The organism is Pseudomonas sp. PARCl1 (genome assembly GCF_947311875.1).
Lineage (GTDB): Bacteria > Pseudomonadota > Gammaproteobacteria > Pseudomonadales > Pseudomonadaceae > Aquipseudomonas > Aquipseudomonas juntendi.
This window is the reverse complement of record NZ_CAMZMX010000001.1, coordinates 224784-247088: the sequence shown is the minus strand read 5'-3', so window position 1 is coordinate 247088 and position 22305 is coordinate 224784. Positions and strand designations below refer to the sequence as shown.

The following is a 22305-nucleotide window of genomic DNA, read 5'->3' as shown; positions in this document are numbered from 1 at the left end:
AGGCGGTCGCGCGCACCTGGCACAGGGGTTACTGGCCCGAAACAAACGTAGGAGCGAGCGCAGCTCGCGATGCGCCGCGCGGGCGGCGCTCGATCTCACAGGCACTGCATATCTTGTGGCGACCACCTGTCAGCCCTGATGCAATCCCTATGGGAGCTGGCTTGCCCGCGATCGGCCGCCAAGCGGCCCCCAGAAATCTCAAACCCTGTCCCAAACCTCGAAGTGATACCCAGGCTTGCCTTCTTCACCCTGTGCCTCGCTCGACACCAGCTTCCACTGCCCCTGGTCGAACTCGGGAAACCAGGCATCCCCCTCCGGCGCCAATTCCACCCGCGTCAGGTACATCCGGCTGACCAGCCCTTTCTCCAGCGCCTGCCCATAGAGCTGCGCCCCGCCAATCAGCATCAGCTCATCGACGCCTTTTTCGCGCGCCCACTGTTCGGCCCGCACCAGCGCCTGCTCCAGCGAGCCGAAGACTTCGGCGCCCTGCAGCTGCAGCCCAGGCTGCCGGCTGACCACGATATTCAACCGCCCGGGCAGCGGCCGGCCCAGTGAGTCCCAGGTCTTGCGCCCCATGATGATCGGCTTGCCCAGGGTGGTGGCCTTGAAGTACTTGAAGTCCCCCGGCAGATGCCAGGGCATGGAGTTGTCGATGCCGATCACACGGTTCTCGGCGTGAGCCGCGATCAGGCTGAGGGGGAGTGATGTATTCATGCCAGCGAGGATAGCACCGGGCGTGTGGGTTATGCTTCTGCCCTGACCTGTGCAATGGAAGACCTTGTGACCGCACCGACTCCACTGGACAAACGCTGGCTGACCGAAGCGGTCCGCCTGCGCGAAGAACACGCCGGCCTGCTGGAAGACCAGGCCGCCAACCGTCATGCGCGCCAGCGCGGCGGCGACTTGGCGGCGCGCATCGAAAGCCGGGCGCTGTTCCTGGCCGAACGCGACGGCATGGCCACGGCCCTGCGCCACTGGAAACAGGGCGCACGCCTGGCGGTGCTGGCCCTGCTGCTGCTAGCCGTGCTCAGCGGCGCCGGCCTGGCCCTGGCGGCGCTTGGCGACGGCCAGCGCCCGGTCAACGTCTTCTGGGCGTTGGGCAGCCTGTTGGGGCTGAACCTGCTGACGCTGCTGGGCTGGGCCATTGGTTTTGCCCTCAGTGGCGAACACGGGGCGGGGTTGGGCCGTTTGTGGCTATGGCTGAGTGAGCGCTTCGCCCGCGATGCCAAGGCCGCGCACCTGGGCCCGGCACTGCTGGTACTGCTGCAGCGCCAGCGCCTCAACCGCTGGCTGCTGGGCCTGCTGGTACACAGCCTGTGGCTGCTGGCGATGCTCTGCGCGCTGGGCATGCTGCTGGCTCTACTGGCCACCCGTCGCTATGGCTTCGTGTGGGAAACCACCCTGCTCGCTGCCGACCCGTTCATCCAACTCACCCAGGCGCTGGGCGCGCTGCCTTCTCTGCTGGGCTTTGCCTTGCCCAACGAGGCCATGATCCGCGCCAGTGGCGACAGCCAGCCGGCCCTCGACGTGGCGCGCCAGGCCTGGGCCAGCTGGCTGCTCGGCGTGGTGCTGGTATATGGCCTGTTGCCCCGCGTGCTGCTGGCCGGGTTGTGCCTGTGGCGCTGGCGCCAGGGCCGCCAGCGCCTCACCCTGGACCTGAGCCTGCCGGGTTACGCCCAACTGCGCGAAGCGCTGATGCCGCGCAGCGAGCGCATCGGCGTGCAGGACGCGGCCCCCGAGGCGTTGCCAGGGTTCGCCGCCGAGCAGTTGCAAAGCGCCAGCAGCGGCGCCCTGCTGGTGGGCCTGGAACTGGACGACCAGCAGCCCTGGCCACCCCGCCTGCCCCCAAGCGTGACCGATGCCGGCGTGCTCGACAGCCGCGAGTCGCGCAACCGCCTGCTCGAGCAACTCAGCCGCTTTCCGCCGGCACGCCTGGCCATCGCCTGTGACCCGCGCCGCTCGCCCGACCGCGGCAGCCTGGCGCTGCTCGCCGACCTGGCACGCAATGCTGGCGCCACAAGGGTCTGGCTGCTGCAGGCAGCACCCGGCCAGGCGCTGGACGCTCGGCGCCTGGGCGACTGGCATGAAGCCCTCGAGCGGCTGGGCCTGCCCTATGCCGACACCTCACCGCTGACCTGGCTGGAGCATGGCCATGACTGAGCCGCTGAAATTGGCCGTGGTCGGCCACACCAACGTTGGCAAGACCTCGCTGCTGCGCACCCTGACCCGCGACGTGGGCTTCGGCGAGGTGTCCCACCGCCCCAGCACCACTCGCCATGTCGAAGGCGCGCGGCTGTCGGTGGACGGCGAACCGTTACTGGAGCTTTACGACACGCCAGGGTTGGAGGACGCCATCGCCTTGCTCGACTACCTGGAGCGGCTGGAGCGCCCGGGCGAGCGCCTGGACGGCCCTGCCCGCCTCGAGCGGTTCCTGCAAGGCAGCGAAGCGCGCCAGCGTTTCGAGCAGGAAGCCAAGGTGCTGCGCCAGTTGCTGGCCAGCGACGCCGGCTTGTATGTGATCGATGCCCGCGAGCCAGTGCTGGCCAAGTACCGCGACGAACTGGAGGTACTGGCCAGTTGCGGCAAGCCACTGTTGCCGGTGCTCAACTTTGTCGCCAGCCACCAGCACCGCGAGGCGCAATGGCGCGAAGCCCTTGCCCGGCTTGGCCTTCACGCGTTGGTACGGTTCGACAGCGTAGCCCCACCCGAGGACGGCGAACGCCGCCTCTACGAAAGCCTGGCCCTGCTGCTGGAAAGCGCCCGCCCGGCCTTGCAACGGCTGATCGACGACCAGCAGGCCCAACGCCTGGCTCGCCAGCACAGCGGCAAGCGCCTGATTGCCGAGCTGCTGCTGGACTGCGCTGCCTGCCGGCGCAGCGTCGATGCCGAACCGGCGGCCGAAGCCCGGGCCATCGAAGCGCTGCGCCAGGATATTCGTCAGCGTGAGCAACGGTGTGTCGAAGCCCTGCTCAAGCTGTATGCCTTCCGCCGCGACGATGCCCACGCCAGCGACCTGCCGCTGCTGGATGGGCGCTGGGGCGATGACCTGTTCAACCCCGAAACCTTGAAGCTGCTGGGCGTACGCCTGGGCAGCGGCGTAGCCGCCGGCGCAGCGGCAGGTGCCGGGGTCGACTTGCTGGTTGGCGGGCTTACCCTGGGGGCAGCGGCACTGGCCGGGGCGCTGGCCGGCGGTGCGTTGCAGACGGCGCGCAACTATGGCGCGCGCTTGCTGGGCAAACTCAAGGGCAAGCGCGAGTTGACCGTGGACGATACGGTGTTGCGCTTGCTGGCCTTGCGTCAGCAGCAGTTGATGGTGGCCCTGGACAGCCGCGGGCATGCAGCGCAGGACAGCATCAGGCTGGGTGAACTGGATGAAAAGGCCTGGCGTGAGGGCAAGCTGCCAGAGGCACTGGTCAGGGCGCGGGCGCATCCACAGTGGTCCACCCTGAACCCGGGGGCGAAGCTGAACCAGGCCGAGCGCCAGGAACAGCTGGAGGCGCTGGTGTCTCAGTTTTGAACGGGCGGCGAGCCTGAACCGCCCCATACGCACCAGGCAGGCCTTTATTTGCGCAGCAGGCGCAAACCGTTGAACACCACCAGAAGGCTCACGCCCATGTCGGCAAATACCGCCATCCACATGGTGGCCATGCCGGCAAAGGTGATCGCCAGGAATATGGCCTTGATGCCCAGCGCCAGAACGATGTTCTGCAGCAGGATCGCCCCGCTTTGCCGCGACAACCGAACGAAGGCCGGGATTTTCCGCAAGTCATCGTCCATCAGCGCCACATCGGCGGTTTCGATGGCGGTATCGGTGCCGGCCGCGGCCATGGCGAAACCGATCTCGGCACGGGCCAGTGCCGGCGCATCGTTGATGCCGTCACCGACCATACCCACCCGGTGGCCCTGGGCGTACAAGGCCTCAATGCTTTGCAGTTTGTCGGCCGGCAGCAGGTTGCCCTCGGCGCGGTCGATGCCTACCACGGCGGCAATGGCCTGGGCGGTGTGCGGGTTGTCACCGGTCAGCATCACCGTCTTGATGCCCAGCTCATGCAGTTCGGCAATCGCCTGACGGCTGCTTTCCTTGACCGTGTCGGCCACTGCAAACAGCGCCAGCGGGCCGCTGCGGTCGAGTAGCAGGACCACGGTCTTGCCCTGGCGCTCCAGCCCATCCAGGCGGGCCTCCAACTCGGGCGAACACAGCCCCAGCTCCTCGACCAGGCGGTGATTGCCCAAGTGGTAGACCTGGCCGTCGATGGTGCCACGCACGCCCCGCCCGGCCAGGGCGGCAAAGTCGTCTACCTCGCTCAAGGCCAGGCCTTGCTGCCTGCCGAACTGGGCGATGGCTCGCGACACCGGGTGGTCCGAACGCTCGCCCAGGCTGGCGGCCAAGGCCTGGGCGCGGCCTTCGAACAGCGGCGCCAGCACCTCGGCGTCGGTCTGGGCAGGTTTGCCATGGGTGATGGTGCCGGTCTTGTCCAGGGCCAGGAAGTCCAGGTGGCGGCCGCCTTCCAGGTAGATGCCCCCCTTGACCAGAATACCCTTGCGCGCAGCGGCGGCCAGGCCGCTGACGATGGTCACCGGGGTGGAGATCACCAGGGCGCACGGGCACGCCACTACCAGCAGCACCAAGGCGCGGTACACCCAGTCGAACCAGGCACCGGCCATGAACAGCGGCGGCACCGCCGCCACGGCCAAGGCGATGGCGAACACCACCGGCGTGTAGATGCGCGAGAAGCGGTCGACGAAGCGCTGGGTCGGCGCCCGTGCCCCTTGCGCCTGCTCCACAGCCTTGATGATCCGGGCCAGGGTCGACTGCCCGGCAGCAGCGGTCACGCGAAACTCCAGCGCCCCTGCCTGGTTGATGGTGCCGGCAAACAACTTGTCGCCGACCGCCTTCTCCACGGGCAGGCTTTCGCCGGTGATCGGCGCCTGATCGACGCTGGATTGCCCGCTGGTCACTTCACCGTCCAGGCCAATGCGCTCGCCAGGGCGCACCCGCACCTGTGCACCGATGGCTACCTCACGCACTGGCACTTCACGCCACTGGCCATCGGCTTGCTGCACCGTCGCCATGTCCGGCGTCAGTTGCATCAGGCCGCTGATGGCATTGCGCGCACGGTCCAGCGAGCGGGCTTCGATCAGCTCGGCGATGGTGAACAGCACCATCACCATGGCTGCCTCCGGCCACTGCCCGATCAGTACCGCACCCGTGACGGCGATGCTCATCAGTGCGTTGATGTTGAGGTTGCGGTTTTTCAGGGCGATCCAGCCCTTTTTATAGGTGCCCAGACCGCAGCCGAGTATGGCTGCGAGTGCCAGCGCGGCCACCACCCACTCCGGCGCAAGCGCAGAAAAGTGCACGATTTCCGCGGCGATTGCCGCAGTACCCGCCAACGCCAGCGGCCACCAACGGGTTTTCGCCGGTGCCGATGCGCTGGCGCTGCCGTCGTCTTCGGCGCCCAGCGGCTCGGCTTTCATGCCCAAGCTGTCGATAGCCCGCTCGATTTCGGCGGTACCACCCAAGGTGTGGCGCACGCCAAGCACGCGGTTGATCAGGTTGAATTCCAATTGCTCGACGCCAGCCAGCTTGCCGAGCTTGTCCTGGATCAAGGTCTGCTCGGTGGGGCAGTCCATGGCATCGATGCGGAAGCGGCTGAGGCGCGCGTGGCCACTGGCCTGCTCGCTCAACTGCACCAGCGCCGGCGCAGCTTCGGCACTGCAGCAGCTGTGCCCATGGGCAGCATGGCCATGGTCGTCTTCGCCATGGGCATGATCGTGGTGGTGACCGTGCTTGTGTTCGTGGCTGACAGGCTGGTTCATGGGGGGTCCTTAAAGTGAGCCTGTTGCCAAGTGAACACCCTGTAGCCACTATAGGGTCAAGCCATTAGCGGGGAATTTGGTAATGAAGATCGGTGAACTGGCCAAAGCCACCGACTGCGCGGTGGAAACCATCCGCTACTACGAGCGGGAAAACCTGCTGCCCGCACCTGCGCGCAGCGACGGCAACTACCGCCTCTACACCCAGGCGCATGTCGAGCGGCTGACGTTCATCCGCAATTGCCGCACGCTGGACATGACCCTCGATGAAATCCGCAGCCTGCTAAGCCTGCGCGACAGCCCGGCTGGCGCGTGCGGCAGCGTCAACGCGCTGATCGACGAGCATATCGAGCATGTGCAGGCGCGCATCGACGGGCTGGTAGCGTTGCAGGCGCAGTTGATGGAACTGCGCCGGCGCTGCAGCGCACAGGGGGCAGAATGCGCGATCTTGCAGCAACTGGAGACGAATGGTGCGGTAACGGTGCCGGAAACCGAGCATTCGCACGTGGGCCGCAGCCACGGGCATTGAGGAACACGATCTACCGTGGGAGCGGCTTCAGCCGCGAACACCGGCAAAGCCGGTGCCAGCCACCGCGTCGCCTGCTTCGCGGGCACGCCCGCTCCCACAGGTTAGGGTGCTGGCTTCAAGCTCACGCTACAGATGTAGGAGCGGCCTTGTGTCGCGAAAGGGGCGCAAAGCGCCCCGGCCATCCAGGTACCTACACCGCCATCGGTGCCGTCATCGGCGCATGGTGCTCATAGCCTTCCAGCCAGAAATCACTCGGCTCGATCTTCTCCAGCCACTCGGGCTCGTACTTGCCCGTTTCGGCAAACGCCGGCACCCGGTCACTGATCACCAGCTTCGGCGCTTCCAGCGGCTCGCGCTTGAGCTGCTCGTTGAGCATGTCCAGGTGGTTTTCATACACGTGGGCATCGCCGATAAAGTAGGTAAACCAGCGCGGGGTGTACCCGGTCAGGCGGCCGAACAGGGCCAGCAGCGCCGCACCTTCGGTAAGGTTGAACGGTGTCCCCAGGCCCAAGTCGTTGGAACGGATGTAAAGCGTCAGGGAAATTTCCCTGGTCTCGACATTCGGATGGAACTGGTACAGCAGGTGGCACGGCGGCAGCGCCATCTCGTCGAGCTGCGCGCAGTTCCAGCCGTGGAACAGGATGCGCCGGCTGCCCGGGTCGTTGGCGATGGTGTCCAGGCACTGGCGCACCTGATCGATAGCCTTGTACAGGATGACGAAGGCGACACCGTCTTCCTCGTCCTGGGCAATACGGCGGAAGCCCGCCTGCTCGGCCATGGCGATAGCGGCGGGGTTGCCCAGCGGGATGCGCTTGTAGCCAGGCCACTGGCGCCATTGCACGCCATAGATTTCACCCAGGTCATCATGGCCCTGGCGGAACGGGTTGGCCAACCACTGGGCGTTTTCGTTGGCATTCTGGTCCCACACCTTGCAGCCCAGCTCGCGGAACTCACCGGCGTTCTTCACGCCGCGCAGGAAGCCGACCATCTCGCCGATCGCCGACTTGAACGCCAGCTTGCGCGTGGTAATGGCCGGGAAGCCCTTCTGCAGGTCGAAACGCAGCATCGCACCCGGCAGGCTGATGGTGCGGATGCCGGTGCGGTTGCCCTGCAGCGTGCCGTTTTCGATAACGTCGCGGACCAGGTCCAGATACTGTTTCATGGCTTACCTGTAGCAGATACGGCAGGGGGATCGCCCCTGCCGTGGGATTAATCAGGCGGGATTCGCCGTGGGCTTGCGATTATAAGCCCACCAGATCAGGCCGAGGCCAGCGAGGATCATCGGCACGCAGAGAATCTGACCCATGGTCAGCCAGCCCCACGCCAGATAGCCCAGCTGGGCGTCCGGTACGCGAACGAACTCGACGATGAAACGGAAAATGCCATAGAACAGCGCGAACATCCCGGACACGGCCATGGTCGGCCGCGGCTTGCGCGAGAACAGCCAGAGGATCACGAACAGAGCCACGCCTTCCAGCGCAAATTGGTAGAGCTGCGACGGGTGGCGCGGCAGTTGCGCGGGGTCGCTGAAGGGCGGGAAGATCATCGCCCACGGCACGTCGGTCGGCTTGCCCCACAATTCGGCGTTGATGAAGTTGCCGATACGCCCGGCGCCCAGCCCGATCGGCACCAGCGGCGCGACAAAGTCCATCAGCTCGAAGAACGACTTGTTGTTGCGCTTGCCGAACCACAGGGCTGCCAGCATCACCCCAATGAAGCCGCCGTGGAACGACATGCCACCCTTCCACACTTCGAAGATCAAGGTCGGGTTGGCCAGGTAGGCGTGCAGGTCGTAGAACAGCACGTAGCCCAGGCGGCCACCGACGATTACCCCCATCGACAGCCAGAACACCAGGTCGGAGAGCTTTTCACGGGTCCAGGTCGGGTCGAAACGGTTCAGCCGACGGGAGGCCAGCAACCAGGCGCCACCGATGCCGATCAGGTACATCAGGCCGTACCAGTGAATTTTCAGCGGGCCAATGGCCACGGCCACGGGGTCTATCTGCGGGTAAGGCAGCATGGAACTTCCTCTCGATTCAAATCAAAAAGCTGAGGCCAACACAGAACAGCAGGGCTGCGAACAGGCGTTTCAACAGGCGCGGCGACAGCTTGTGCGCCAGGCGCGCGCCAAAGCGCGCGAAAAACATGCTGGTCACGGCAATGCCGACCAGCGCCGGCAGGTACACGTAACCCAGGCTGTGGGGCGGCAGGTGCTGCTCATGCCAACCTAGCAGCATGAAGCTCAAGGCACTGGCCATGGCGATCGGCAGGCCGCAGGCAGAGGATGTGGCCACTGCCTGTTGCATGGGCAGGCTGCGCGAGGTCAGGAAAGGCACGGTCAGCGAGCCACCCCCAATGCCGAAAATGGCCGAGGCCCAACCGATCACCCCACCCGCGCCGACCAGCACAGGCTTGCCAGGCACACCATGGCTGGCCTTGGGCTTGAGGTCCAGGGCCATTTGCGCAGCGATGACCAGTGCGAAGACACCAATGATCTTTTGCAGGAGCGGGCCCTGGATCAGCGAGGCGGTCTTGGCGCCGACCCCGGCCCCCAGGAGGATGCCCAGGGTCATCCAGGCGAATATCGGCCATTGCACCGCACTCTTGCGGTGGTGTTCGAGCACGGCATTGATCGAGGTGAACACGATGGTCGCCAACGACGTACCCACCGCCAGGTGGGTCAGTACCGAGGCGTCGAAACCCTGCAGGGTGAAGCTGAACACCAGCACCGGCACGATGATGATGCCGCCGCCCACGCCGAACAGCCCCGCCAGCACGCCGGCACAGGCGCCCAACAGCAGATAGAGCACGAATTCCATTCGGCATCCCCGAGAAATCAATCCGGCATGGTAACGGAAGCCGGGTTCGAGGCTCTAGTGAAGTCTGTGTCAGGATGGATCCTGCCCGCAGCTGTGGGTACAGTGGCAGAAAACACAGAGGCCTGACCGATGTGCCTGATCGTATTCGCCTGGCGGCCGGGGCACGCCCTGCCGCTGATCGTCGCGGCCAACCGCGACGAATTCTACGCCCGCCCTGCCCAGGCCCTGGCGGCCTGGGAGGATGCGCCCGGGGTGCATGCCGGGCGGGACCTGGAGGCCGGTGGCACCTGGCTGGGTGTGGGCCCACAGGGGCGCTTTGCAGCGCTGACCAATATCCGTGACCCGCGGCAGGCGCAGGGGCCCCGCTCGCGCGGCGAGCTGGTGGCGGGGTATTTACGGGGTGAGCTGGGGGTTGAGGCTTACCTGGACGAGGTGGCCAGCCGTAGCGGGCAGTATTCGGGGTTCAACCTGCTGGTGGGTGATGGGCGCCAGCTGGGTTACCTGCATGGCCCAGACGTGGCGCCGCGCCTGCTGGAAGCCGGGGTGTACGGGCTGTCCAATGCCGGGCTGGATACCCCATGGCCAAAGCTGGTGAAGGCGCGAAGCGGGCTGCAGAGGTTGCTGGAAACGCCGGAGCCGCCACAGTTGCTGGCGCTGCTGGCCGATGGCGAGCCTGCAGCTGACGGGGAGCTACCGGACACAGGCGTGGGCATGGCGACCGAGAAGCTGCTGTCGAGTGTGTTTATTGCCAGCCAGAGTTATGGGACACGCGCGAGTACTGTGCTGATTGTGGATGATCAGGGCAGAAGGCGCCTGATCGAGCGCAGTTTCGGGCCGTTTGGAGGGCACCTGGGGGAGGTTGAGCTGTCGGTCTGAACAGCGCCTTCGTGGGAGCGGGCGTGCCCGCGAAGAGGCCCGAACAGGCACCCCCCCTTACAGGGTTTTATTGGCTCCAGGCCCGATCATCCGCGCCAGCCCCAGGTTTTTCAGCGCCAGCTGCAACGAGCTGTGGATAACCTGCGGGTTGTCGTGGCTCAAGGCTTCGACCAGCAGCTCCTTGGCCTTGCCCATGTTCACCTGGCGCAGCATCCACTTCACCTTGGGCAGGTTGGTGGCGTTCATCGACAGGCTGTCGAAGCCCATCGCCATCAACAGGATCGCTGCCGCGGGGTCACCCGCCATCTCGCCGCAGATGCTGACCGGCTTGCCCTCGCCATGGGCATCACGCACCACGGTGTTCAGCGCCTGCAGCACCGCCGGGTGCAAGTAGTCGTACAGGTCGGCGACCCGTGGGTTGTTGCGGTCCACGGCCAGCAGGTACTGGGTAAGGTCGTTGGAACCGACCGACAGGAAATCCACCTGCCGCGCCAACTCCTTGGTCTGGTACACCGCCGCAGGGATCTCCACCATGACGCCAACCGGCGGCATCGGCACGTCGGTGCCTTCGTCGCGCACCTCGCCCCAGGCCCGGTGAATCAGGTGCAGCGCCTCTTCCAGCTCGTGAATACCGGAAATCATCGGCAGCAGGATGCGCAGGTTGTTCAGGCCCTCGCTGGCTTTGAGCATGGCGCGGGTCTGCACCAGGAAGATTTCCGGGTGGTCGAGGGTCACACGGATGCCGCGCCAGCCGAGGAACGGGTTGTCTTCTTTGATCGGGAAATAGGACAGCGCCTTGTCGCCACCAATGTCGAGGGTGCGCATGGTCACCGGCAGTGGGTGGAAGGCCGCCAACTGCTCACGGTAGATGGCCAGCTGCTCTTTTTCGCTGGGGAAGCGCTGGTTGATCATGAACGGCACTTCGGTGCGGTACAGGCCCACCCCTTCGGCACCGCGTTGCTGGGCCCGGGCCACATCGGCCAGCAGGCCGGTATTGACCCACAACGGCATGCGGTGGCCGTCGGGGGTGATGCAGGGCAGCTCGCGCAGGGCATCCAGGCCCTGGGCCAACTGGCGCTCTTCCTCGACCACGTCGCTGTATTGCTTGCGCAGCACTTCGCTCGGGTTGGTGAACACCTCGCCCTTGTAACCGTCGACGATCAGCTCGATGCCGTCGACCTTGGAGTAAGGCAGGTCGACCAGGCCCATTACCGTGGGGATACCCATGGCACGGGCCAGGATGGCAACGTGGGAGTTGCCCGACCCCAGTACCGACACCAGGCCGACCAGCTTGCCTTCCGGCACTTCGCCGAGCATTGCCGGGGTCAGCTCTTCACTGACCAGGATGGTGTTGTCGGCGTAGACCAGCGACTGCGAGCGGGCCTCTTGCAGGTAGGCCAGCAAACGCCGGCCCAGATCCTTCACGTCGGAGGCACGCTCGCGCAGGTAGTCGTCGTCCATCAGCTCGAAACGGTTGACGTGCTCGCCGACCACCTGGCGCAGGGCGCCCTGGGCCCACTGGCCGGTCTTGATGACCGCGGTCACCTCGCCGCCCAGCGCTGCGTCTTCGAGCATCATCAGGTACACATCGAAAAGAGCGCGCTCTTCCGGGCGCAGCTGCGTCGCCAGTTTGGCCGACAGCTTGCGCATGTCTTCGCGCACGCCTTCAAGGGCGTTTTCGAACAGCTTGAGCTCGGCGTCGATGTCATCGACGGCCTTGTCGGGCACCACTTCGAGGTCGGCAGGCGGCAACATGACCACGGCACGCCCTACGGCAGCGCCTGGCGAGCCAGGCACGCCGACGAAACGCGCTTCCTGGATGCCCTTGCCCTGCCGGCCCAGGCCACGGATCGAGCCGGTGGCCTCGGCGTGGGCGATAACCCCGGCAAGCTGGGCGCTCATGGTGACCAGGAACGCTTCTTCGCCCTCGTCGAACTGGCGGCGCTCCTTCTGCTGGATGACCAGCACCCCGACCACGCGGCGGTGGTGAATGATCGGTGCACCCAGGAACGAGGCGAATCGCTCTTCGCCAGTTTCGGCAAAGTAGCGGTAACGCGGGTGGTCGGCGGCGTTTTCCAGGTTCAGCGGCTCTTCGCGGGTACCGACCAGGCCGACCAGACCTTCGTTGGGCGCCATGCTGACCTTGCCGATGGAGCGTTTGTTCAGGCCTTCGGTGGCCATCAGCACGAAGCGATTGGTTTCCGGATCAAGCAGGTACACCGAGCAGACCTGGCTGCCCATGGCCTCCTTGACGCGCAAGACAATGATCCCCAACGCCGACTTGAGATCTTTGGCGGAGTTTACTTCCTGGACGATCTTGCGCAGCGTATTGAGCATGGCTCGGGGTCGAACTCCGTCGTCAGTCGCGCGTCAGAAGACGCGGTGCTAGCTCTTTCAGGGCGCGCCGGTATACCTCGCGCTTGAATGTCACAACCTGGCCCAGCGGGTACCAATAGCTCACCCAACGCCAGCCGTCGAACTCCGGCTTGCCGGTGAGGTCCATTCTTACCCGTTGTTCGTTGCTGACCAGGCGCAGCAGGAACCACTTCTGCTTCTGGCCGATGCACAGCGGCTGGCTGTGGGTCCGCACCAGGCGCTGCGGTAAACGATAACGCAACCAGCCACGGGTGCAGGCAAGAATTTCCACATCATCGCGTTCAAGGCCAACTTCTTCGTTCAGCTCGCGGTACAGGGCATCTTCCGGCGTTTCGTCAGGGTTGATTCCACCCTGGGGAAATTGCCAGGCATCCTGGTTGATCCGTCGAGCCCATAGCACCTGCCCGGCATCATTCGTGAGAATGATCCCGACATTGGGGCGAAAACCATCCGGGTCGATCACGGCAGCAACCTCGCAAACGCATGTCACCGCATTGTTCCACAAAGCTTGCGAGCGCAGCAACGCGCCCGCCACGCTTATGTGCCGCGGCGTGAAAACTCCTTGTTCGGTGAAGGCAAGGTGATGCTGGCAAGCGTTGGCCGCTGCTGCGTCAGACTGGCTTGGCGCCCATCAGCCCGGCGATGGACAGCAGGCAGACGCCACTGAACACCGCCAGCGCCAAGGTGAAGCGCAACCCTACCGGCTCGGCCTTGCGCAGCCGGTTAAGCCGCACCAGCAGCGACCACATGGCAAACGCACCAAGCGTATAGATGACGCTGGACGCCAGCACCCAGGTCTGCCCCAGCGGCCAGCCGACCAGGTGCACCAGCCACCAGCCGGTGAAGGGCATGCTTACCAGGCACAGCACCATTACCAGCCACACGAACACCAGCGGCCGGCGCAGCAGCTTGGCATAGGCCTGCGCATCGCCCTGGCGGCGGGCGCGCACGGTCCACACCGCCAGGCCCAGGGCACCCAGCAGCAGGAGTGCAGTGGCGATGATGTGCAGTGTTTTCAGGGTGGTCAGATGTTCCATGTGTGCGTTGTCCTTGAGCAGGCCTTAGGCCCAGCTTAGCTGCTCAGCCCAGGAACAGCTTGTAAGCCGGGTTCTCGGTTTCGTCCCAGTAGGGGTAACCAATCTTGGCCAGTGCCGCTGGCACCAGGTGGCGCTCGTCTTCCGGCACCTGCAGGCCCGCCACCACACGCCCGTCTGCCGCGCCGTGGTTACGGTAGTGGAACATCGAGATATTCCAGCGCCCACCCAGCTTGTCGAGGAAATTGAACAGCGCCCCCGGCCGTTCCGGGAACTCGAAGCGCAGCACCATTTCATCGCTGGCGCCAGCCGAGTGGCCGCCGACCATATGACGAATGTGCAACTTGGCCAGCTCGTTGTCGGTCAGGTCCGTTACCGGGAAGCCCTGCTCGCCCAAATGCTGCACCAAGGCTGCGCGCGGGTCGTTTTCCGGGTGGGTCTGCACGCCCACGAAGATATGCGCCTCGTCCGAGGTGTGCTTGCGGTAGTTGAACTCGGTGATCTGGCGTTTGCCAATCGCCTGGCAGAACGCCTTGAAGCTGCCCGGGCGTTCAGGAATGGTAACGGCGATGATCGCCTCGCGCTTTTCACCCAGTTCGGCACGCTCGGCCACATGGCGCAAGCGGTCGAAATTGACATTGGCGCCGGAGTCGATTGCCACCAGGGTCTGGCCGGTCACGCCGTACAGTTCGACGTAACGCTTGATGCCCGCCACACCCAACGCGCCGGCAGGCTCGGTGATCGAGCGGGTATCGTCGTAGATATCCTTGATTGCGGCACAGATTTCATCGGTGCTGACCGTGACCACTTCATCCACATGGTGGCGGCAGATATCGAAGGTGTGCTGGCCGATCTGCGCCACCGCCACGCCGTCGGCGAACAGCCCGACCTGCGGCAGCACCACGCGCTCACCCGCGGCCATGGCCGCCTGCAGGCAGTTGGAGTCATCCGGCTCAACACCAATGACCTTGATATCCGGACGCAGGTACTTCACGTAGGCGGCAATACCGGCGATCAGGCCACCGCCGCCCACCGGCACGAAGATCGCGTCCAGCTGGCCAGGGTGCTGGCGCAGGATTTCCATGGCCACGGTGCCCTGCCCGGCGATGGTGTGCGGGTCATCGTAAGGGTGGACATAGACCAGGCCCTTTTCATCGACCAGCTTCAGCGAATAAGCCAGCGCCTCGGGGAACGAGTCGCCATGCAGCACCACCTTGCCGCCACGCGAGCGCACGCCTTCGACCTTGATCTCCGGGGTGGTCTTGGGCATCACGATGGTGGCCTTGATGCCCATTTCCCGCGCGGCCAGGGCCAGACCCTGGGCGTGGTTGCCGGCCGAGGCGGTGACCACGCCGCGGGCCAGTTCTTCCGGGGTCAGCTGGGCCAGCTTGTTGTACGCCCCGCGGATCTTGAACGAGAACACCGGCTGCAGGTCTTCGCGCTTGAGCAGAATCTGGTTGCCCAGGCGCTTGCTCAGTTGCCCGGCGCTCTGCAACGGGGTTTCGACGGCAACGTCATAGACGCGCGAGGTGAGGATCTTCTTGACGTACTGTTCGAGCATCGGGAAAGCATCACTGGGCAGCGGGACAAGGGCTGGAAGTCTACCCCAGCGCTACGTCGGGCGACCACAGCAAAGCCGTGCGAGCCGTTATACTAGGCAACTTTGAAACCGCCCTGCCCCTTCCGGAGCCCGCATGACCCAGGACCAACTCAAACAGGCCGTCGCCCAGGCCGCTGTCGACTTCATTCTGCCCAAGCTGGATGAAAAGAGCGTCGTCGGCGTCGGTACCGGTTCGACCGCCAACTTCTTCATCAATGCCCTGGCTCAGCACAAGACCGCCTTCGACGGTGCCGTCGCCAGCTCCGAGGCCACGGCCCAGCGCCTGAAGGGGCATGGTATTGCGGTGTACGAACTGAACAGCGTCAGCGAGCTGGAGTTCTACGTGGACGGCGCCGATGAAAGCGACGCGCACCTGAACCTGATCAAGGGCGGCGGCGCAGCCCTGACCCGTGAGAAGATCGTTGCAGCAGTGGCCAAGACCTTCATCTGCATCGCCGATGCCAGCAAGCTGGTGCCGGTGCTGGGCGCCTTCCCACTGCCGGTCGAGGTGATCCCGATGGCCCGTAGCCACGTGGCCCGCCAACTGGTCAAGCTGGGCGGCGACCCGGTGTACCGCGAGGGTGTGGTGACCGACAACGGCAACGTGATCCTCGATGTGTACAACCTGCAGATCACCAACCCGGTGGAGCTGGAAGCACAGATCAACGCCATTGTTGGCGTGGTGACCAACGGCCTGTTCGCGGCGCGGCCGGCGGACCTGCTGTTGCTGGGTACTGCTGAAGGTGTGAAGACCCTGACGGCCAATTAAACCGCTTCGCGGGTAACCCGCTCCTACAGCGATCGCCACTGGCATGGAGCCTGGCGAGCTATCTGTAAGAGCGGGTTTACCCGCGAAGGGCCCTGACAGACGATCAGTCAGCCGGCTGCTTGAACACATAGAACAGGTTCGGCTCACTGACCAGATAAAGGGTTCCCGCCTCGTCCATCGCAATCCCCTCCGCCTGCGGTACGGTCGCCTGCAAGCCCTGGTAGCCCTTGCGCAGCGACAGGGTACTCAGCGGCCTGCCCTCGATATCCAGCTCCAGCAACAGCCGCGACTCGTCGGACAATGCCAGCAGGTGCCCACTGCGCTCATCGAACTGCAAGCTCGACAAGTCCCGCACGAACAACCGTGAATCGCGCTTGCGGTCCTGTACTACATGCACGGCATAGGGCCTTTCCGGGTTGTCATGCGGGAAGCCGTGAACCTCGTAGATGAGCATCGGGTCGCGTTCCTTGGCCACGAACAAGCGCTTGCCCGCTGAGTCGTAGGCCAGCCCTTCGAAGCCTTTGTTGCCGTTCAGGCCAATGCCCAGGCTGAGCTGCTCGGCATCGCCGGCATCAAGGAACAACGTGTCGTCGTCCAGGCGCACCCGGATCAGCCGTTGCTGACGCTCGTCGGAAATCACATAGCTGTTTGGCCCGACATACTCCACGGCCTCCGGGTCGCCGAAGCCCGTCAGCGGCACGCGGCGCAGGATGCGCCCGTCCAGCGACAGCTCGATCAACTCCGAACGGGCGTTGGTGACGGTAAACAGGGTCTTGCGGTCAGGGTCGTAGGTCAGCGCCGATATATCGTCGTTCAACCCTTCGATAGGCTGCGCTTCCAGCACCACCCGGTAGCGCTCCAGGCCCATGCTCTGCTCGGCGGGCTGCCACCAGGTCTTGAAGTTGAACCAGGCGCGCTCGTAAAGGCGGAACTCATGCCCGGCCCAGCCGAGCAGGCACAGGCAGACAACGGCTATTACCAGGGATAGACGAACAAAACCACGCATACAGGCAGACTCGGCACAAGGATGGCGAATCTAACCATGAATGACTGAAATAAAGCTTAATGCCAGCATCCGCAAAAGCGGATTGTTGGCTCAGGGTTTTCTGAAGCGATAGAACAATGCCGGCTCACTGACCATGTACAGATTGCCCTGGTCGTCCATCGCCACCCCCTCGGCCCGCGGGATGGTGCCTTGCAGGCCGTTGAACCCGCCGAGCAAAGTCATGAAGCTGACCTGCTGCCCCTGCTGGTCCAGCTCCAGCAGCATGTTGGAGTCGGCCGACAAGACCAACAGGTGGCCTGTACGCGGGTCGACACCCAGCGCCGAGAGGTTGCGCAAGTCGAGCTGATCGCTTGGCAGCGGCTGCTTGTCGCCCTTGAGCTGGCTGCGGCCATCGGTGTTCCAGGTGTACAGCTTGGGCGGGCGCTCCTCGCCGATGACCAGGCGCTGGTGCAGCGGGTCCCAGGCGACGGCCTCGAAGCCTTTGTTGCTTTTCACCGACTGCCCCAGGTCATAGCTTTTGAAGTCGGCGTGGTTGAGCACCGCCGTGTGCCCGTCCACCTTGACCAGGGTCAGGTCATGCAGGCGCTCGTCGGTGATGGCCAGGTAACCGTCTTCCAGCACGGCAACGCCTTCCGGGTTGTTCCAGCCGTTGAGCGGGATCTTGCGCAGCACATCGCCGTCCAGGCTCAGTTCGACCAGGAACGGGTTCTTGCCCATGACCGCGAACAGCGTCCGGGTCTGCGGGTTGAACGCCACGTCCGACGCTTCGTCATCGTCCATGCCCGGCAGGGGCTTGGCATCGATGTCTACCTGATAATCCGGCAGCCATACGCTTTCGCTGCGCTCGGCGCGGCTTTCAAAACCTTCCTTCAGCCATAGCGCACCACGGTCATCCCAGTGCATCGCCATGGCCACGCCATAGCCAATCACCGCCGCCACCGCCAGGCCAAAGGGCCAGCGCAGGTAGAAACGACGCTTGGGGGTTGCCGGGGCGTTGGGGGGTGATGGCATGCAGCGGTCCTGAAGCAGTGGGCGTAGATGCGCGCATTATCCGCATTCGGTGTGAAAAAAACGCCAAATCCTGCCTGGACGCGCATTCTTTGTGGGAGCGGCCTTGTGTCGCGGAAAGGGGTGCGAAGCGCCCCCGGGATTCATGCGTCAAGCACCTATTGCCGGGGCCGCACTGCGGCCCTTTCGCGACGCAAGGCCGCTCTCACAGGGCTCAGAGCACCCGGCTTTCGAAGCGGCTGACACCCGGCAGTTCCAGCACCAGCTCGTCACCGACATTGAACGGCCCCACGCCCGCCGGGGTGCCGGTGAGGATCACATCCCCCGCCAGCAGCGAAAAATTCGCGGCCATGTGCTGAATCATCGGCACGATAGGGTTGAGCATCATTGCGCTGTTGCCGTCCTGGCGTACTTCGCCGTTCACCGTCAGCCGTACCGGGATGTCGGTCACGTCCGGGAAGCTGGCAGCCGAGACGAACGGCGGCAGTACGCAGGCACCGTCGAAGCTCTTGGCCAGCTCCCATGGCAGGCCTTTTTCCTTCAGTTTGGCCTGCACGTCGCGCAGGGTCAGGTCCAGGGCCGGGGCGTAGCCGGATATGGCGTCCAGCACCTCTTCCTCGCTGGGGTGCGAGGACAGTGACTTGCCCAGCAACACGGCGATTTCTGCCTCGTAATGCACCGAACCGCGCTCGGTCGGGATCTTGAAGCCGCCTTGCGCGGCGACCACGCAACTGCCGGGCTTGATGAACAGCAGCGGTTCGCTGGGGATCGGGTTGTCCAGTTCCTTGGCGTGTTCGGCATAGTTACGGCCAATGCACACCACCTTGCCCAACGGGAAGTGGATGCGCGTGCCGTCTACATACTGGTGCTGGTAACTCATGGCCGACTCCTTTGCATGCTGCTTTTTATTCAGGAGCGAAGATCTTACCCGGATTCATGATGCCGTTAGGGTCGAACACGGCCTTAATCGCCTTCATGCAGGCAATTTCTTCGGCCGAGCGGCTGTAGCCCAGGTAGTCGCGCTTGGTCATGCCTACGCCGTGCTCGGCAGAGATCGAGCCGTTGTAGCGTTCGACGATCTCGAACACCCACTTGTTGACCTTGGCGCACGAGGCAAAGAACGCGTCTTTGTCCATGTGCTCGGGCTTGAGGATGTTCAGGTGCAGGTTGCCATCGCCGATATGGCCGTACCACACCACTTCGTAATCCGGGTAATGCTCGGCCACGATGGCATCGATATCGCGCAGAAACGCCGGTACTTTCGAGACCGTGACTGAAATATCGTTCTTGTACGGGGTCCAGTGCGAGATGGTTTCCGACAGGTACTCACGCAGCTTCCACAGGTTTTTCAGCTGGGTTTCGCTCTGGCTCATCACCCCGTCCAGTACCCAGCCCTGCTCGACGCAATGCTCGAAGGTGGCCAGTGCCTGGTTGGCGACTGCCTCGGTGCTGGCCTCGAACTCCAGCAGCGCATAAAAGGGGCAGTCGGTGGCGAATGGCGCCGGCACATCACCACGCGCAAGGATCCTGGCCAGGCCCTTGTCCGAGAAAAATTCGAAGGCCGTGAGGTCGAGCCCGCCCTGGAAGGCGTGCAGCACCGGCATGATCGAGTCGAAGTCCGGCGTGCCCAGCACCATGGCGGTGAGGTTGCGCGGGGCGCGGTCCAGGCGCATGGTGGCTTCCACCACGAAACCCAGCGTGCCTTCGGCGCCAATGAACAGCTGGCGCAGGTCATAACCGGTGGCGTTCTTGATCAGGTCCTTGTTCAGCTGCAGCAACTCGCCCTTGCCCGTCACCACCTTCAGCCCGGCCACCCAATTGCGGGTCATGCCGTAGCGGATCACCTTGATGCCGCCGGCATTGGTGCCGATGTTGCCGCCTATCTGGCTGGAACCGCTGGAGGCGAAGTCTACCGGGTAATACAGGCCCTGCGCTTCGGCGTAGCTTTGCAACTGGCGGGTGACCACCCCGGGCTGGCAAACCACCGTGCGGTCGAAGGCATTGAAGTCGAGAATCCGGTTCATGTTGTCGAAGGCCACCACGACTTCGCCATTGGCCGCCACGGCCCCCGCGGAGAGCCCGGTGCGCCCACCCGACGGCACCAGCGCCACCCTGTGCGCATTGGCCCAACGGACAATGGCCTGCACCTGCTCGATGGTCTTGGGCAGCACGATGGCGCTGGGCGCCGGTGCATAGTGCTTGGTCCAGTCCTTGCCATAGGCGTCGAGGGATGCCGGGTCGGTCAGGACCTTGCCAGGGTCGACAAGGGTCATCAGTTCTTCAATTGCAGCGGGGTGGGTCATCGCTGGAACTCTCGACTTATTCATAGTCACCCTGAGCACTCTTCACCTGTCGGGATAAGCTCAGATTGTGTCGCGTATGCTAGCATAGCGCTCCCGCTGTTCATGCTAAGGCCGCCCTCGCGCCTGGCATCACCCCTCGCCATTTTTTCTCCGGGATACAGGTTTACGCAGATGAGCAAGACTTCTCTCGACAAGAGCAAGATCCGGTTCCTTCTTCTTGAAGGTGTGCACCAGAACGCGGTCGATACCCTCAAGGCCGCCGGCTACACCAACATCGAATACCTCACTGGTTCGTTGCCGGAAGCCGAGCTGAAGGAAAAGATCGCCGATGCCCACTTCATTGGCATCCGTTCGCGCACCCAGCTCACCGAAGAGATCTTCGACTGCGCCAAGAAACTGGTCGCCGTTGGCTGCTTCTGCATCGGCACCAACCAGGTAGACCTGGAAGCTGCCCGCGAGCGCGGTATCGCCGTGTTCAACGCGCCCTACTCCAACACCCGCTCGGTCGCCGAGCTGGTACTGGCCGAAGCGATCCTGCTGCTGCGTGGCATCCCAGAGAAAAACGCCTCCTGCCACCGTGGCGGCTGGATCAAGAGCGCAGCCAACTCGTTCGAGATTCGCGGCAAGAAACTCGGCATCGTCGGCTACGGCTCGATCGGTACCCAGCTGTCGGTCCTGGCCGAAAACCTGGGCATGCAGGTCTACTTCTACGACCCGCTGACCAAGCTGCCACTGGGCAACGCCGTACAGGTCACCAGCCTGCACGAACTGCTGGGCCTGGCCGACATCGTCTCGCTGCACGTGCCTGAGCTGCCCTCCACCCAGTGGATGATCGGCGAGAAGGAAATCCGCTCGATGAAGAAGGGCGCGATCCTGATCAACGCCGCCCGTGGCACCGTGGTCGAGCTGGACCACCTGGCCGCCGCCATCAAGGACAAGCACCTGATCGGCGCTGCCATCGACGTGTTCCCGGTCGAGCCACGCTCCAACGACGAAGAGTTCGAGAGCCCGCTGCGCGGCCTGGACAACGTGATCCTCACCCCGCACATCGGTGGTTCCACTGCCGAAGCCCAGGCCAACATCGGCCTGGAAGTGGCCGAGAAGCTGGTCAAGTACAGCGATAACGGTACTTCGGTGTCTTCGGTCAACTTCCCTGAGGTGGCACTGCCAGCGCACCCAGGCAAGCACCGCCTGCTGCACATTCACGAAAACATCCCGGGCGTACTCAGCGAGATCAACAAGGTATTCGCCGAGAACGGTATCAACATCTCCGGTCAGTTCCTGCAGACCAACGAGAAAGTCGGTTACGTGGTAATCGACGTAGACGCCGAGTACTCCGACCTGGCGCAAGAAAAACTGCAACAGGTCAAAGGCACCATCCGTTCCCGCGTACTGTTCTGAGTTTGCTTGCAGCATGAAAAAGGGAGGCCCTGGTGGCCTCCCTTTTTTTTGCCGGTGGAAGCGGCGTCGCCTGCTCTCACAGGATCACCGCAAACCCGAAGCTTGCGGCCCCCCCTGTGGGAGCGGGCGAGCCCGCGAAAAGCCCAACACCTATTTCACGTCGACAGTAATCTTCTGCGACTCGACGCTCGGCTTGAACGGCACGTGATACTGGTCACCCAGCACCAGTTGCAGGGTGTGCTTGCCCGGGGTCAGGGTAATGCTGGTTTCGGTCTGTGCCTTGCCGAAATGCAGCACCTGCGGCCCGGCTGGCAGTGCGGTGCCGGCCTCTGGCATCAGGCTGGTCGGCAGCGGCATGTCGGCGACGGGCTCTTTGTCCACATCCACCAGCAAGTGGTGGTGGCCGGTGTGCGGGGTCTGGTCACCAGCAGGCTTCAGGCCCATGCCTTCAATGCCGAACTTGACGGTAAAGGTCTTGTCGACGGTGGCACCATCGGCGGGGGAAACGATGAAGACCTTGGCATCCTTGGGCGGCTCCTGGCTCTTCAGGGCGTCTGCGGCACTGGCCAACACCGACGCTCCCATCAGCAAACCGGCAACGGCAGCACGCGAAAATAGGCTGTTCATTCACTTCTCCTGTGATTCACTCATTGACCGCAGCTTGTCATCCAACAGCGGCGGTAGTTCACCTTAGTTGAAATATGCGCCAAGGTGTTCACGTTGCCTGACAGAAAAATTTGAGTCAGGGTTAAACAATGCCGAGGCGC

At 64.1% G+C, this 22305-nt stretch carries 20 protein-coding genes; 6 read left to right on the top strand and 14 right to left on the bottom strand.

Annotation, left to right across the window (positions count from 1 at the left end):
• Window positions 1-198: 198 nt before the first annotated feature.
• Complete coding sequence (locus QME24_RS01150) at window positions 199-714, bottom strand: dihydrofolate reductase (RefSeq protein ID WP_029887255.1); 516 nt, start codon at window positions 712-714, stop codon at window positions 199-201.
• A 54-nt stretch (window positions 715-768) separates the two neighbouring features.
• On the opposite strand from QME24_RS01150, the gene QME24_RS01145 reads away from it, so the two are divergent.
• Complete coding sequence (locus QME24_RS01145; protein WP_232892365.1) at window positions 769-2160, top strand: DUF2868 domain-containing protein; 1392 nt, start codon at window positions 769-771, stop codon at window positions 2158-2160.
• Window positions 2153-3517, top strand: a complete 1365-nt coding sequence (locus QME24_RS01140; RefSeq protein ID WP_029887257.1) for a GTPase/DUF3482 domain-containing protein — start codon at window positions 2153-2155, stop codon at window positions 3515-3517. Before QME24_RS01145 ends, QME24_RS01140 begins: the two co-directional genes overlap by 8 nt.
• Before the next feature lie 44 nt (window positions 3518-3561).
• Here QME24_RS01140 and QME24_RS01135 read toward each other — a convergent pair whose 3' ends face one another.
• Entirely contained in the window at window positions 3562-5820 is a 2259-nt protein-coding gene (locus QME24_RS01135) for a heavy metal translocating P-type ATPase (protein WP_280091394.1), read from the bottom strand.
• Between the two features lie 82 nt (window positions 5821-5902).
• Between QME24_RS01135 and cadR the strand changes: the two genes are divergently transcribed.
• Window positions 5903-6346 (top strand): cadmium resistance transcriptional regulator CadR, encoded by a 444-nt coding sequence (gene cadR / locus QME24_RS01130; RefSeq protein WP_054905143.1) that lies wholly within the window; start codon window positions 5903-5905, stop codon window positions 6344-6346.
• Between the two features lie 190 nt (window positions 6347-6536).
• Here the strand turns inward: cadR and QME24_RS01125 are convergent, their stop codons facing one another.
• Genes QME24_RS01125 through QME24_RS01115 form a run of 3 tightly spaced genes read right to left on the bottom strand, consistent with a single transcriptional unit; the run spans window position 6537 to window position 9165 of the window.
• A complete protein-coding gene (locus QME24_RS01125; protein WP_029887260.1) occupies window positions 6537-7508 on the bottom strand; it encodes a thymidylate synthase in 972 nt (323 codons plus the stop codon).
• Between the two features lie 51 nt (window positions 7509-7559).
• Entirely contained in the window at window positions 7560-8366 is an 807-nt protein-coding gene (gene lgt, locus QME24_RS01120) for a prolipoprotein diacylglyceryl transferase (protein WP_009685084.1), read from the bottom strand.
• A 16-nt stretch (window positions 8367-8382) separates the two neighbouring features.
• Entirely contained in the window at window positions 8383-9165 is a 783-nt protein-coding gene (locus QME24_RS01115) for a sulfite exporter TauE/SafE family protein (protein ID WP_281690732.1), read from the bottom strand.
• 129 nt (window positions 9166-9294) lie between these two features.
• On the opposite strand from QME24_RS01115, the gene QME24_RS01110 reads away from it, so the two are divergent.
• A complete protein-coding gene (locus tag QME24_RS01110) occupies window positions 9295-10041 on the top strand; it encodes an NRDE family protein (RefSeq protein WP_054882075.1) in 747 nt (248 codons plus the stop codon).
• A 57-nt stretch (window positions 10042-10098) separates the two neighbouring features.
• On the opposite strand, the gene ptsP is transcribed toward QME24_RS01110, so the two are convergent.
• From ptsP to ilvA, 4 genes are all read right to left on the bottom strand, one after another.
• Entirely contained in the window at window positions 10099-12378 is a 2280-nt protein-coding gene (gene ptsP / locus QME24_RS01105; protein WP_009685081.1) for a phosphoenolpyruvate--protein phosphotransferase, read from the bottom strand.
• 22 nt (window positions 12379-12400) lie between these two features.
• Window positions 12401-12880 carry an RNA pyrophosphohydrolase gene (locus tag QME24_RS01100; RefSeq protein ID WP_003249017.1) on the bottom strand — a complete coding sequence of 160 codons (480 nt, stop codon included), beginning with the start codon at window positions 12878-12880 and terminating at the stop codon, window positions 12401-12403.
• Between the two features lie 148 nt (window positions 12881-13028).
• The gene (locus tag QME24_RS01095; protein WP_054905144.1) at window positions 13029-13454 is read right to left on the bottom strand and encodes a DUF2269 domain-containing protein; all 426 of its coding nucleotides are present in this window, start codon (window positions 13452-13454) and stop codon (window positions 13029-13031) included.
• A 43-nt stretch (window positions 13455-13497) separates the two neighbouring features.
• Window positions 13498-15012 carry a threonine ammonia-lyase, biosynthetic gene (gene ilvA, locus QME24_RS01090; RefSeq protein WP_054905145.1) on the bottom strand — a complete coding sequence of 505 codons (1515 nt, stop codon included), beginning with the start codon at window positions 15010-15012 and terminating at the stop codon, window positions 13498-13500.
• 133 nt (window positions 15013-15145) lie between these two features.
• On the opposite strand from ilvA, the gene rpiA reads away from it, so the two are divergent.
• Window positions 15146-15820 carry a ribose-5-phosphate isomerase RpiA gene (rpiA, locus tag QME24_RS01085; RefSeq protein WP_280091393.1) on the top strand — a complete coding sequence of 225 codons (675 nt, stop codon included), beginning with the start codon at window positions 15146-15148 and terminating at the stop codon, window positions 15818-15820.
• 103 nt (window positions 15821-15923) lie between these two features.
• On the opposite strand, the gene QME24_RS01080 is transcribed toward rpiA, so the two are convergent.
• The 4 genes from QME24_RS01080 to QME24_RS01065 all read right to left on the bottom strand — a co-directional run bounded on the left by QME24_RS01080 (window position 15924) and on the right by QME24_RS01065 (window position 20137).
• Complete coding sequence (locus QME24_RS01080) at window positions 15924-16826, bottom strand: SdiA-regulated domain-containing protein (RefSeq protein ID WP_054905146.1); 903 nt, start codon at window positions 16824-16826, stop codon at window positions 15924-15926.
• Between the two features lie 90 nt (window positions 16827-16916).
• Complete coding sequence (locus tag QME24_RS01075) at window positions 16917-17837, bottom strand: SdiA-regulated domain-containing protein (RefSeq protein WP_029887617.1); 921 nt, start codon at window positions 17835-17837, stop codon at window positions 16917-16919.
• 211 nt (window positions 17838-18048) lie between these two features.
• Window positions 18049-18714 carry a fumarylacetoacetate hydrolase family protein gene (locus tag QME24_RS01070; RefSeq protein WP_054905147.1) on the bottom strand — a complete coding sequence of 222 codons (666 nt, stop codon included), beginning with the start codon at window positions 18712-18714 and terminating at the stop codon, window positions 18049-18051.
• Window positions 18715-18739: 25 nt separating this feature from the next.
• Entirely contained in the window at window positions 18740-20137 is a 1398-nt protein-coding gene (locus QME24_RS01065) for an FAD-binding oxidoreductase (RefSeq protein ID WP_029887615.1), read from the bottom strand.
• 171 nt (window positions 20138-20308) lie between these two features.
• Here QME24_RS01065 and serA point away from each other — a divergent pair, with 171 nt between their 5' ends.
• A complete protein-coding gene (gene serA, locus QME24_RS01060; protein ID WP_009683687.1) occupies window positions 20309-21538 on the top strand; it encodes a phosphoglycerate dehydrogenase in 1230 nt (409 codons plus the stop codon).
• Window positions 21539-21688: 150 nt separating this feature from the next.
• On the opposite strand, the gene QME24_RS01055 is transcribed toward serA, so the two are convergent.
• Window positions 21689-22165 carry a DUF4399 domain-containing protein gene (locus QME24_RS01055; RefSeq protein ID WP_054905149.1) on the bottom strand — a complete coding sequence of 159 codons (477 nt, stop codon included), beginning with the start codon at window positions 22163-22165 and terminating at the stop codon, window positions 21689-21691.
• Between the last annotated feature and the right edge of the window lie 140 nt (window positions 22166-22305).